The following is a 12,286-nucleotide window of genomic DNA, read 5'->3' on the forward strand; positions in this document are numbered from 1 at the left end:
CAAATGGAATTATTGAAAACAAAGCAAGGTCTACAAGGAGAATTGACCGTCCCTGCAGATAAGTCGATTTCTCATCGGAGTATTATGTTTGGAGCAATCAGTCATGGAACAACGACTGTTCATAATTTTTTACGGGCAGAAGATTGTCTAAGTACCGTTGCCGTTTTTAAAGCATTAGGTGTGAAGATCAAAGACGATGGGGAGACGATTACGGTTGAAGGCAAAGGTTTTTCTGGCTTAAAAGCACCATCAGAGATGTTAAATGCCGGAAACTCTGGGACAACGATGCGTTTAGTATTAGGTATTTTAGCAGGACAATCATTTGACTCACAAATCGCAGGTGATGCCTCTTTAAATCGCCGTCCAATGGAACGCGTGATGGGACCTTTACGCGAGATGGGCGCGGAGTTACAAGGAACAAAAAATAGTGAATTTCCTCCTATTACTATTAAAGGTCATGAGCTTTCAGCAATTACTTATGAGATGCCGATCGCTAGTGCCCAAGTTAAATCTGCAATTATTTTTGCTGCGATGCAAGCTAAAGGCGAAACAACTATTATTGAAAAAGAAAAATCGCGCAATCATACAGAAGAAATGATCAAACAATTCGGTGGGAACATTACAGTTGCAGATAAAAAAATCACTCTTTCGGGCGATCAACATCTAGTGGGCCAAACGGTTACCGTTCCAGGAGATATTTCATCGGCAGCTTTCTATTTAGTTGCGGCATCGATTGTAAAAAATAGTCAGCTTCTACTAAAACATGTAGGCGTCAATCCAACACGCACTGGCATTCTAGATGTATTAGCAGAAATGGGCGCAGATATTAAAGAACAAGCACGAGATGAAAAAAATCAAGCGGCTGATTTATTAGTGCAAGCAGCTGATTTAACGGCTTGTGAGATTAGCGGGGAGATCATTCCACGATTGATCGATGAATTGCCAATCATTGCTTTAGCGGCAACCCAAGCGCAAGGAACAACTATTATCCGTGATGCGCAAGAATTGAAAGTTAAAGAAACTAATCGAATTGATGCTACTGCAGCTGAACTAAATAAATTAGGAGCAGCGATCGAAACGACAGAAGATGGATTGATTATTCATGGACCGACACCTTTACATGGCGGGGTGGTGGATAGTCACGGAGATCATCGCATTGGAATGATGCTTCAGATTGCTGCACTCTTAACTTCAGAATCAGTCGAATTAACCAATCCAGAAGCCATCAATATATCTTATCCTGAATTTTTCAATGATTTGAGTCAATTAATAAAGGAGAATGCCTAATGGAATCAATTGTGTTAATCGGATTTATGGGAGCAGGTAAAACGACTGTCAGCCAAGCATTAGCTGCTAGTACCCGTGCAGAGGTTATTGATATGGATGATGTATTAGTTAAACGTATCGGTCAGCCTATCAATGATTATTTTGAAGAACACGGTGAAGCTGCTTTTCGCGAGCATGAAACAGCTTTATTAAAAGAAGCGTTGACCAATGACTCAATCATTGCTACCGGTGGCGGTGTGATCTTACAACCAGAAAATCAAAAAGTCTTAGCAGATAAATTAGTTGTTTATCTAAAAGCAGATGTAAAGACATTGGTCCATCGTATTCGTGAAGATAAGGTGAATGTTCGTCCTTTAGCTATCAAAAATGATGATGGGGATTTAAAGCGTTTATTCTTTTCAAGAGAAAAACTATATGAAAAATTAGCCAAAATCACCGTTGATACTTCAGAAAAGTCACCGAACGAAATCGTAGAAGAAATCATGCAGCAGGTGGTCTCTTAATGAAAGTTGGTTATTTAGGCCCTAGAGGTTCTTTTACCTATGCTGCTGCCCATCAGTTTTTTTCTGCAGAAGTTCTAACACCTTATGAATCTTTAACAGCCTTGTTAGAAGCGCAACGCCGACGCGAAGTTGATTATTGTGTCGTTCCGATTGAAAATACGATTGAGGGGTCGGTTTTACCAACGCTTGACTTGATTTTTAAAACATTGCCGACGATTCAGGCAGAAATCGTTCTGCCAATCCAACAGCAGCTAATGGTCCATCCAGATCACCAGGAAGATTGGGAACAAACGACCTTGATCTGTAGTCACCAACAAGCTTTAGCTCAATCACAAAATTTTATTTTGGAACATTTTCCAACCGTTGATATTGAACAAATGGGTTCAACTGCTTTAGGTGCGCAAAAAGTCGCTGAACATCCAGAAAATAATTACGCAGCTATTGGATCGAGAGAAGCGGCTGCCCAATTTGGTCTAACAATCGTCCAAGAGAATATCCAATCGATCGAGACGAATGAAACCCGTTTTTGGGTTCTAGGTACTCAACCGATTCAGAGTGATTTAGTTTTCGAAAAACGTAAAGCAACGATTTTGTTTGATTTGGCACAGGATCATCCCGGAGCTTTGTATAAAGGTTTAGCTTTTTTTGCTGAAGAAAAAATCAATTTAACAAAGATCGAGTCACGGACCCGTAAAACAAAATTAGGGGAATATTTCTTTATTATTGATTTAGAAGTTCCAATAGGTAATAAATTAACTGCTGTATTACAACGGTTAAATCAAGAAAAATTCACTGTAAAACTAATTGGTAATTATCCAACATACCTTACAAAGAAATTAGAGAACCTTAGTAATTAAGGTTTTCTAATTTTTTTTGATAAAAATAAGACAAAAACAGCAGGATTTGCTATTTTTAATATACATAGAGATAAAGATAAAGAGGTGCATCATGAGTAGTCGGATGGACAAATACAAAAAGATTCATGAAGAAAGTCAAAAGGAAGAAAAACAACCTTTTGGCTTTCGGCGTGAAATAAAGAAGAAAGAACAAGCGGCCAATCCTCCAGTTAAAAATCAAGAAGAATTACTAGACCAGGAACCCGAATCAGCAGAGCATTTTTATTACGAAGATCAATCCTCCAATTCAAATAAAAAGAAACGTTTCAATTTGAATTTCCCTAGAGTTCATTCGCCATTTAAGCGCAAAGCAAAAAATCCTGACGAACAAAAATCGAAACGAAAAAGAAGCTGGAAGAAAATCCTCCTTACAATTTTAGTCGCTTTATTCGCGTATTCAATTGTTGCATTCGGAGTGGGAAATTTCGCGGCAAAACATGATTCTAGTATGCCGGCCATCGAGACGCAAGAATTTAGCGGTGCTGCTTCGGACGATGGGACAAAGAACATCTTACTTTTAGGGAGTGATACACGCGACAATGTCAGTGGTCGCTCTGACTCAATGATGGTTTTGCAAGTAGACGGAAAAGGCAAACCGAAATTGGTTTCCTTTATGCGCGACATGTATGTAGATATCCCAGGGGTCGGACAAAATAAATTAAATGCAGCCTATGCCTATGGCGGCGCAGACTTAGTTCGCCAAACATTGAAAGAAAATTTTGGAATTGATTGTCGGTATTATGCGATGGTTGATTTTCAGACTTTTGAAAAAGGGGTAGATGCACTTTTCCCGAATGGTGTAAAAATCGATGCTGAAAAAGATATGAGTTCTTATATCGATGAGCCGATTTCCAAAGGGGAACAGCGGATGAACGGTCATACATTATTAAACTATGCTCGCTTTAGAATGGATGAAGAAGGTGACTTCGGTCGGGTTCGTCGGCAACAGCAAGTCATGACATCTGTTTTTAGTCAATTAAAGAACCCATTAGTATTATTACGTGGACCTTATGCAGCTGGGAAAATATGGGGCTATTTATCTAGCGATATCCCAAATACCTTTATATTAGGTAATTTATTTAACTTTGCGAAAGCAGTCGGTGGCATCGAGCGTTTGACCTTGCCGATCGATGGGTCATGGTCATACATCGATACAGACAATGCCGGTAGTGCCTTAGCGGTCGATACGAGCCAAAATGCTCAAGCAGTTAAAGAGTTTTTAGCAAAGTAATTGAGTTTTCATTTCCATGAAACTTTTAATATGCTATATTATACTTATTGTAAATTTGATTGAAACGAGGAACTAATTATGAAATTAGCGATCGTGACAGATAGCACAGCTTATCTGAATGAACGCACACGTAACCACAAAGATTTGTTTGTGATTCCAATTCCAGTCATCATTGATGGCGAGCCTTTTGAAGAAGGGGTGGATATTAGTTACGAAGAGTTTTATCACAAGCTAAAAGATAGTAAAAATTTCCCTAAGACGTCTCAACCAGTTTTAGGTGAAGTCTATGAATTGTATCGCTCGATCAAAGAACAAGGATACGATACAGTGATCAGTATTCATTTGTCTGAAGGTATCTCTGGCTTTGTTCGTACATTAACGGCGATTAGAGAAGATATTCAAGGATTGAATGTAATTCCCTACGATTCAAAAATCACGAGTGTTCCGATGGGATATATGGTTGAAAAAGCCTTAGAGATGAGTGATCAAGGCGCAGCTTTAGCAGATGTATTAACAGCAATCGATAAAATTCGTGATACAACACATGCATACATCATCGTTGATGATTTAGACAACCTTGTTCGTGGAGGACGTTTAACCAACGGTGCAGCAATTATTGGTGGATTATTAAAAATCAAACCTATCTTAACGTTTGAAGATGGTAAAATTGTTTTATTTGAAAAGATTCGTTCATTAAAGAAAGCCTTGCAACGAACAGAAGATATTATTGAAGAACATCGTCAAGAAAGCGACGAGGAATTACGAATTTATGTGATACACGGAAATAATCCGGAGCTAGCACAACAAGAAGTCGAAAAATTAAGCAAAAAGTATCCGAATGCCACGATTGATGTTGGAACGTTTGGTCCAGTTATCGGGACACATTTAGGAGATAAGGCTATTGCTTTAGGTGTGGCGAAGTAATCATCAACTCACTAAGTTTCTTAGTGAGTTTTTGTTTGCAAAAAAACAAAGAATTTCGTATCCTTGCTTCATTAGTAGTTTAGTAAATTACTAAATTAGTAAAGGTGATCTATTAAATAAGTGAATACATGCTAAGGAGGAACTTATAATGAAGATTCCGACAAATTTAAAACATAAACCAGTATTTTTAGTGGAAGATTATGACAAAATCGATGGCCATCACGCTTGGAACAGTGATGCAAAAGGTTTGACCTTGGGTCTTGCCCAATGGAATGATCGAGGACAGGTGGATATATCAGGGAAAGTTTGGCGCCACACAGGAGAAAAGTGGTCGCGCCAATCAGAAGAATTACCAATCACGCGTATCCTTGATTTAGCGATTTTAGTTGCCCAATCGAGTATTTATCTCCAAGATGCTTACCGCTATGAAAAATTTTATGATCCAGAAAATCCGACTGTTGATATTATCGGTGTGCAAGGTGGCCGCATGACAGTAGAAGTAGATACAGAAAATCCTAAGATAGATGAAGATATTATTTTATTCAATGATACGATGAATAAAGACGGCGATCTGATTGCACAACGTTATCGCACATTGAAACGTCTGCTAGACGAGTTAGGATATTAGATAAAAGAGGTGACCGAGATGGAGAAACCTTTTGTAGTAACGAAAGGGCGCAGTTTTACTAGAGTAGAAGAGCAGATGATTTGGCAAAAGCCAACTAGCCATAAAACAAGCAAAGAGGAATTGCGAATTGCTGCTGAAATAAAAATGAATTGGCTAGATCCTGAAATGAAAGTAATGAATGTATTGTTGGAAGGCGATGCTGGATCTGGTAAAACACAATTAGCACGGGCGTTGTCAGCAGATTTGCAACTTCCGTATACAAAAGTCACTTGTTTTGCTGATATGGATAAAACGGATATTTTTGGAGCGTTGCTTCCGATCGTCAAAACAGATAATGAAGAAGATCATGAATTACTAGAAGCGATTTACCAAACCGATTCTTTACAGGCAGTTCTTGAAGTGATCGAAAGTCATTTTCAAATCGATGCCAATCAAGCCAAAGTTCGATTTCAACAATTGGTCGAACGGATTGATCAAGCAGATAACGTCACAACTGTAGAGTATAAGTTCTATCCTTCAGAAATCGTTCGTGCGATGCAAAAAGGCTATCTACTGGAAATCCAAGAGCCGACAGTTATTCGTGATGCGTCAGTCTTAGTGGCATTAAATTCAGCTTTGGAGCCAAACGGCTTGCTGAATATACCAACAGGGATCATTCGTCGCCATCCTGATTGTGTGGTTATTGTGACGACCAACCGAAATTATCAAGGGAATCGTCCCTTAAATGAATCTTTGCGTGATCGTATGCAACATGCAGAAAAAATGGATCTACCATCAATTGAAGTGATGATTGAACGAGCGATCGCTAAGACTAATTATGAAGATCATGATTATTTGGAGATTATGGCACAGATTATTCGCTTATTAGATGAAACAGCAAAGGCCAATGCAATTAAAGGTGTCGCTGGAATGCGTTCATATTTCTTTTGGGTTAATAGTTTAAAACAAGGCCAAGATCCACTAGAAACGATCTTCCCTAAAGTTTTATATAAACTAACTACAGACGAAAATGAATTAAAAATTTTACAAGACGCATTAGAAGAGAGCCGTTTATTAACGAAGCTGCAGCAAATAAAAAATCAGCAAAAAATACAACAAGGCCGAAAAATTAGCCAAGTAGAAGCTGATAAACGCAATATTTTTGAAGAATCTGAGCAAGCAACGTTAGTCAGTGAACTCGATCAAAATACAAGGGAACGAGCTTCAGAATTAGCTATTGAGGAACAAGTAGAGGAAACTGATAAAATCAAAAATATACCTCAAGCAGGTGCCAAGATCGATGAGGAAACAGAACGCGGCGAGGCTGAAGCTCAGAGTACATCTGCCTCGATAGATGAGCAAGAAAAAATAGGTTCAGCGATGTCGTTAGATGAAATGACTGAATTGGATAAAACCAAACGAAAAGAGTTGAATCGAGAAATTCGAGCGACCTTAAAAGAAACGATCCATGCAAAAGAAGGAACAATTTTGCATCGACCAAAAATCGATGCCTCAGCTATCGCAGAGGGGAAGAAATTAACACAGATCGTTCAACCTGAAGTAGCGGGGTTAAGTCGCGTCATCAATGATTTATTAGATAAAGAAGTCAGCACTGATTATGCTACTGGAAAATATTATGGTACGAAATTCAATCCAAGTCGTGTCGCCTATGGTGATTTAAGAAATTTTGATAAGAAAAATCCACCAAATGAACAACCTTCTTTAGCTCTAGCTGTCCGCGTCGATGAATCAGGTTCGATGTTGAAAGATGATCGGATTCAAAATGCAAAATTAGCGGCAGTAGCATTAAGTCTTTTTGCCGAACAAACAAACATTCCTTTAATGCTATATGGAGATTCAGCAGATCTTAGCCAGCGTGAGAAAACATCGATTTATTCATACAAAGAATTTGATGATGGGTATGATTTCATAGCCGCTAAAATAGCTACTATGAAACCACGGCAAAATAATCGAGATGGCGTACCATTAAAATTATTAGCTGAAAAATTAAGTCAACAAACTGCTGATACAAAAGTATTATTATCGATCAGCGATGGACAGCCAAAAGCATTGCCTGATTATACAGGAGTTAAGGCACAAAAAGATATTCAAGCGGTGCTTGATGACTACGAGCGCAAAGGAATTCTTTTTATTGCATGTGCGATCGGTGACGACAAAAATCAATTACGTTCTCTATATGGCGAAGGACACTTTGTGGACATTTCAGATATTTCAAAACTATCTGAGCAGTTATTACAATTAATTGCTCGTTTTGTTTAAATAAAATACAAAAAAAGCCAGGCTTTCAATAGCCTGGCTTTTTCTATCTAGTAGGTAGCACGAGGTCCGCCAATGTATTTAGGACGACTACGTAATGCAGTCACGTGTGCGGCTCCTAATTCTTTGATAGATGGACGAACAGGAACTTGCACGTATTTTACATGCATACCGATCGAAGTATCGCCAATATCGATTCCGGCTTGCGCAACGATATGTTCAACTTCAACAGGATCAGTAAATTGCTCAAAAGCGGCTACAGAACATGATCCGCCAGCATGAAGAGCCGGTTTGACTGCGACGATTTCCCAATCTTTTTTAGCAGCCAAATCACGTTCAACAACTACTGCACGATTGATGTGCTCACATCCTTGAACAGCTAAATATATTCCTCTAGGATCAAGAATTGATTTCAATGTGGCTATGACCCATTGACCGACTTCTTGACTAGAATTCTTGCCAATCGTTCCGCCAACGATTTCACTGGTTGTACAACCTAAGACAAACACATCTCCGCTTTTCAATTCAGCCGCTTTGAGCACATCTTCGACAATTGTCGTTAAGTTCTTTTGTAATACTTCTTTTTCCATTTTTATTACTTCTTTCTATGATTTATTTATATTGGGGATGACGAATAACTTTTTGTAATGCTTGAAATAGCGGGACAGTTACTGCGATTCCAAAAAGGTTTTGAATACAATTTCCTGGTAAGGAAGCCAGTCCGGCTGGCCAACCAAATAATAAAGCAGTTGCTAAGGCGTAGCCGATGATCATAAATAAACTTGCGCCGATAAAACCAATAGTGAGCCCCTTTTTATTTGGCATACGATTATACAAATAACCTAAAATGAAGCCTTGTAATCCATGGATCAGAATTGAAAAAATGGCCCATTCTGGATAACCAGAAATCAAGTCAATCAAACCGCCGCTCATAGCACCTACTAATAACCCGCCGCCAGGACCAAAAAGCAGGGCAGAAGTATATATACCAACCTCACACAATGTGACAAATCCTTTTGTTGCGGGGACAGGGATAATAAATAAAATCGATAAGCTAACAGTCAAAGCAACCATCATAGCTAGTTTGGTCATATCTTTTGTCTTCACGATGATTCCTCCATTCATACATTTTTACCGTACCACACATTGCCTTCGCCATTTTTTAATTCAATTCCATTTCGAATCGCTTGGTAAACAAATTCTTTACTTTTTTCAACGGAAAGTAGGAGTGAATCTCCTAGAACTAAATTAGATGCAATGGCTGAGGCAAAACTGCATCCAGCACCGTTGATTGTATTTGCAACTAATTTGGGCTTTGTAAAATATGTCATTTGATGACCGTCATAGAATAAATCTGTCGCAAGCTCACCAGAAAGGCGTTCGCCTCCTTTGATAGCGACAGCATTTGCTCCTAATTCAATTATTTTATGAGCCGCAAGTTCCATATCTTTTTTGTTGTGGATGGATTGTTGACTCAAAAGTTCAGCTTCTGTTAGATTTGGCGTAATGATCGTCGTAAAAGGAAACAGTTCAATTAATTTTTCTCGATAATCCTTACTATAAACGTTATTGGTCTCTTTAAAGGCCATGACAGGGTCTAAAACTGCTGGGCCATCAAACGACTTAATGAACGTTTCAACAAATGCTACCGATTCCAACTGATGGATTAAACCAATTTTTATTCCGTCTAGTGAAAGATTAGCTGAAATCGATTGAAGCTGATCATTAAATAAAGTGGGAGGAATATCATTGATTTCAAATTGATCATTTTTACATGTTGCAATACAGCTGATTGCAGTGACTCCAAATAATTGATGATTCTCAAAGGTTTTTAAATCAGATTGTAATCCACCACCAGCTAAAGTATCCGATCCAGCAATGGTCAAAATAGTTTTTGTCATAGCAAAACTCCTAATTATTTATCATAAAAAATAAATCTCTTACAACATAATGATAGTTACTATTATAATAGTCTTTTAAAAAAATCAAACAGCCAATTGGTTGTTTTTAAACTCATCCAATTAAAAGTAAAAAGATTTGTTTAAAGTGTAAAAATGGGTTAGCATATCATAAGAGAGGGGTTTTTAAGATGAAAATATTTATTGCCGGAGCAACTGGAAGAGTAGGCGAAGAATTGATTAAAGACCTGACAAAAAAGGGTCATTTCATTTACGCTGGTGCAAGAAGAGAGAATGAAATCACAGCAAATGAGCAGGTGATGCCAGTTCACTTAGATTTACATGCAACAGTAGATGAGATAGCAGAAAAATTATCTGATTCAGAAGTTGTGTATTTTGTTGCCGGATCTCGAGGCAAGGACCTGTTGCAAACAGACTTATATGGTGCTGTAAAATTAATGCAGGCTGCAGAAAAAAAAGGTATCAAACGCTATGTTCAATTAAGCTCATTGTTTGCTTTGCAACCAGAAAAATGGGGCGAATCATTAACTGAATATAATATTTCAAAATATTTTTCAGATAATTGGTTAGTGAATAATACAAAACTTGATTACACGATCTTACAACCGGGAAGTTTAAAAGAAACTCCTGGTAATGGAAAAGTAACGACTAATATAAAGAGACCATATGAAAACTCAATTGAAAACGTGGCATTAGTTTTAGCAGAAATAATAGAGCATGAGAACACGATTGGAAAAGTTATTCTAATGAGTGATGGGGACCAAACGGTTTCTGAAGCACTGAAAACAGTTTAATCAAACACGACTCAATTTTTAGTTGAGTCGTGTTTTTACCTTGATTCAGTAATCATGAAAAATATTAAATTATTTCTTAGTCTTTCGTTTCGCTTAATGATAAAATAGGAATGTCAAATAAGGTTTTCGTGATTAAGGAGTATGTCACATGCATTTTCAACTTGTCCATGATCTTAGAATCGTAGAGGGGGTTCAAATGATCAAAAAACGAAATATTGAAAAATATTATATAAAAGAGCGGCATTTTCTTAAAGAAGAAGCGCATAAAACAGCAGATAAAACATTCCCCGAATTTAAAGAAGCGCGGGATATTTATTTAGAACTCTTCGAGGAAACAAAACCAGCTTTCTCCGATCGTACAGAGCGTGAAAAAATACTAAAAGTGTATCAAGTATTTAGTGTGTTCGCCTTAGTTTGTTATATCATTTGGCTATTCAACCAGGGGTATTTACAAGGCTCTAGTGTCGCGAACAATTTCCTTTTGATTGCAGTGATCATTAATGTAGGTATATCTAGTTACTTCAATGAAAAAGTAACCGAGCAGATCCATAATAAAAAGACTCATGAGCTCTTTAAAAATAATCAACAATCTTTAGTTAAATTAGCAAGAGTGGAAGAAATCAAACGCAATATATTTCGAGCAGAACATAGAGGTATATCTCTGGTAGAAGAACGGCGTAAAGGTGAAAATAAAGAACCCGAAAAAAGTGTAAGGATACAATTTCAAGAATTGGCAAAAAAAATAAAGAATAGAAACAAAAAATAGCGGATATACTTGGATTTTTTTCAAGTAATCAGCTATTTTCTATTTAACGAACAAAAAGAATATTAATATCGCATTTAAAATATTTTTAAAAAAATAAAATTGTCTCTAGGAGGTACTCTCATTAATCATTTATTCGCATTACGAAAACTGAAGTCTACAGATCGTACATTTTTAAAAACTATTCTACAAAATAAACAATTAATGCTTTTAGGCTGGGGCAAAACCTATACCGACATTGAAGTCGCTCAATGGTTTCAACGAATTCAAGCAGAATATATCAGCAATGGTTATAGTTACTATATAGTTGAAAAAATAGATTCAAACCAGCTTATAGGCATTGCGAGACTATTGAAAACAACGATTAATAAGCAAGAATACACAGAAATCGCTTACATAGTGAAAGAAGAATTCCAAAAACATGGTTACGCAACATTGATCAGCAAACAACTTATTGAACTAGCATTTAACAAATTTCAATTAACTCAAGTAATTGCTCAAAGTAATGTAGAAAATTTTGCATCTCAAAAAGTTATAAAAAATATTGGTATGACTTATGATTTTTCATATTTACGGCTACAAAATAATCGAGCCTGTGAATACCAAGTGTATTCAATTAAGGCTAATTCAAAGATTGAATGAATTTTATTCAAAATTTATTAGCTAAAAACAATTAAGCCCAAGTAAAAAAAGTTAGATAAAAAAAACGATTTAATGCAAAAAAAGCTATTAAAGTAATCAATGTAGTGCTAAATAGGCAAAAATAGTTAAGAAGAACTGTAAAGTGAGCTAAGCTAAATATAGCTATTCATTGGTACTGGATTCCATTAATCTACTCTCGGATACCAGAATAAAGTGCAACATCCAGCAATTCTCTGTTGGGTGTTTTTGTTATGTACCAGGGGTTAACATTGACGAATAAGCTATTTTAAGCTAACATATAAATGTGCTTACACTAGCTTAAAAGGAGGCATGTTTATGATTCAAAAGAAACGGCTTGAGTTAATTTTAGAGGAATTGAAGACGCGCGGAACTCTTAGTTTGAAGGAAATTGTTACCTTAACAGGTTCTTCAAGAGATACAGC

The 12,286-nt window shown here is 37.0% G+C and carries 13 protein-coding genes; 10 read left to right on the top strand and 3 right to left on the bottom strand.

Going from position 1 to position 12,286, the window contains the following annotated elements; all coding sequences use genetic code 11:
* Positions 1 to 3 precede the first annotated feature (3 nt).
* The 7 genes from aroA (at position 4) to ACKTSC_RS05095 (ending at position 7,728) form a co-directional block, all read left to right on the top strand.
* Entirely contained in the window at positions 4 to 1,287 is a 1,284-nt protein-coding gene (gene aroA, locus ACKTSC_RS05065) for a 3-phosphoshikimate 1-carboxyvinyltransferase (RefSeq protein WP_407857017.1), read from the top strand.
* Positions 1,287 to 1,790, top strand: coding sequence for a shikimate kinase (locus ACKTSC_RS05070; protein WP_407857018.1), 504 nt, complete (start codon positions 1,287 to 1,289; stop codon positions 1,788 to 1,790). The genes aroA and ACKTSC_RS05070 overlap by 1 nt, the downstream gene beginning before the upstream one ends.
* Entirely contained in the window at positions 1,790 to 2,647 is an 858-nt protein-coding gene (pheA, locus tag ACKTSC_RS05075) for a prephenate dehydratase (RefSeq protein WP_332580643.1), read from the top strand. The genes ACKTSC_RS05070 and pheA overlap by 1 nt, the downstream gene beginning before the upstream one ends.
* Positions 2,648 to 2,738: 91 nt before the next feature.
* Positions 2,739 to 3,917: an LCP family protein gene (locus ACKTSC_RS05080; RefSeq protein WP_407857019.1), complete on the top strand. Its 1,179-nt coding sequence runs from the start codon at positions 2,739 to 2,741 to the stop codon at positions 3,915 to 3,917.
* A 78-nt stretch (positions 3,918 to 3,995) separates the two neighbouring features.
* On the top strand, positions 3,996 to 4,841 hold the full coding sequence (locus ACKTSC_RS05085) for a DegV family protein (RefSeq protein ID WP_407857020.1): 846 nt from the start codon (positions 3,996 to 3,998) through the stop codon (positions 4,839 to 4,841).
* A gap of 148 nt (positions 4,842 to 4,989) precedes the next feature.
* Positions 4,990 to 5,469 (top strand): DUF6530 family protein, encoded by a 480-nt coding sequence (locus ACKTSC_RS05090; protein ID WP_332580647.1) that lies wholly within the window; start codon positions 4,990 to 4,992, stop codon positions 5,467 to 5,469.
* Between the two features lie 18 nt (positions 5,470 to 5,487).
* Positions 5,488 to 7,728, top strand: a complete 2,241-nt coding sequence (locus ACKTSC_RS05095; RefSeq protein WP_407857021.1) for an AAA family ATPase — start codon at positions 5,488 to 5,490, stop codon at positions 7,726 to 7,728.
* A gap of 47 nt (positions 7,729 to 7,775) precedes the next feature.
* Here the strand turns inward: ACKTSC_RS05095 and ACKTSC_RS05100 are convergent, their stop codons facing one another.
* From ACKTSC_RS05100 to ACKTSC_RS05110, 3 genes are read right to left on the bottom strand one after another with little or no spacing between them, the layout of a single operon-like run.
* On the bottom strand, positions 7,776 to 8,315 hold the full coding sequence (locus ACKTSC_RS05100; RefSeq protein WP_407857022.1) for a TIGR01440 family protein: 540 nt from the start codon (positions 8,313 to 8,315) through the stop codon (positions 7,776 to 7,778).
* Between the two features lie 22 nt (positions 8,316 to 8,337).
* The gene (locus ACKTSC_RS05105; RefSeq protein ID WP_407857023.1) at positions 8,338 to 8,832 is read right to left on the bottom strand and encodes an ECF transporter S component; all 495 of its coding nucleotides are present in this window, start codon (positions 8,830 to 8,832) and stop codon (positions 8,338 to 8,340) included.
* A gap of 14 nt (positions 8,833 to 8,846) precedes the next feature.
* Positions 8,847 to 9,626 (bottom strand): bifunctional hydroxymethylpyrimidine kinase/phosphomethylpyrimidine kinase, encoded by a 780-nt coding sequence (locus ACKTSC_RS05110; RefSeq protein ID WP_407857024.1) that lies wholly within the window; start codon positions 9,624 to 9,626, stop codon positions 8,847 to 8,849.
* Between the two features lie 188 nt (positions 9,627 to 9,814).
* Here ACKTSC_RS05110 and ACKTSC_RS05115 point away from each other — a divergent pair, with 188 nt between their 5' ends.
* The 3 genes from ACKTSC_RS05115 to ACKTSC_RS05125 all read left to right on the top strand — a co-directional run bounded on the left by ACKTSC_RS05115 (position 9,815) and on the right by ACKTSC_RS05125 (position 11,843).
* A complete protein-coding gene (locus ACKTSC_RS05115) occupies positions 9,815 to 10,438 on the top strand; it encodes an NAD(P)H-binding protein (protein ID WP_407857025.1) in 624 nt (207 codons plus the stop codon).
* Between the two features lie 148 nt (positions 10,439 to 10,586).
* On the top strand, positions 10,587 to 11,204 hold the full coding sequence (locus ACKTSC_RS05120; protein WP_407855750.1) for a hypothetical protein: 618 nt from the start codon (positions 10,587 to 10,589) through the stop codon (positions 11,202 to 11,204).
* Positions 11,205 to 11,303: 99 nt separating this feature from the next.
* Complete coding sequence (locus tag ACKTSC_RS05125; protein ID WP_407857026.1) at positions 11,304 to 11,843, top strand: GNAT family N-acetyltransferase; 540 nt, start codon at positions 11,304 to 11,306, stop codon at positions 11,841 to 11,843.
* Positions 11,844 to 12,286 lie beyond the last annotated feature (443 nt).

It is taken from the genome of Enterococcus hailinensis (assembly GCF_045862035.1).
GTDB lineage: Bacteria > Bacillota > Bacilli > Lactobacillales > Enterococcaceae > Enterococcus_A > Enterococcus_A hailinensis.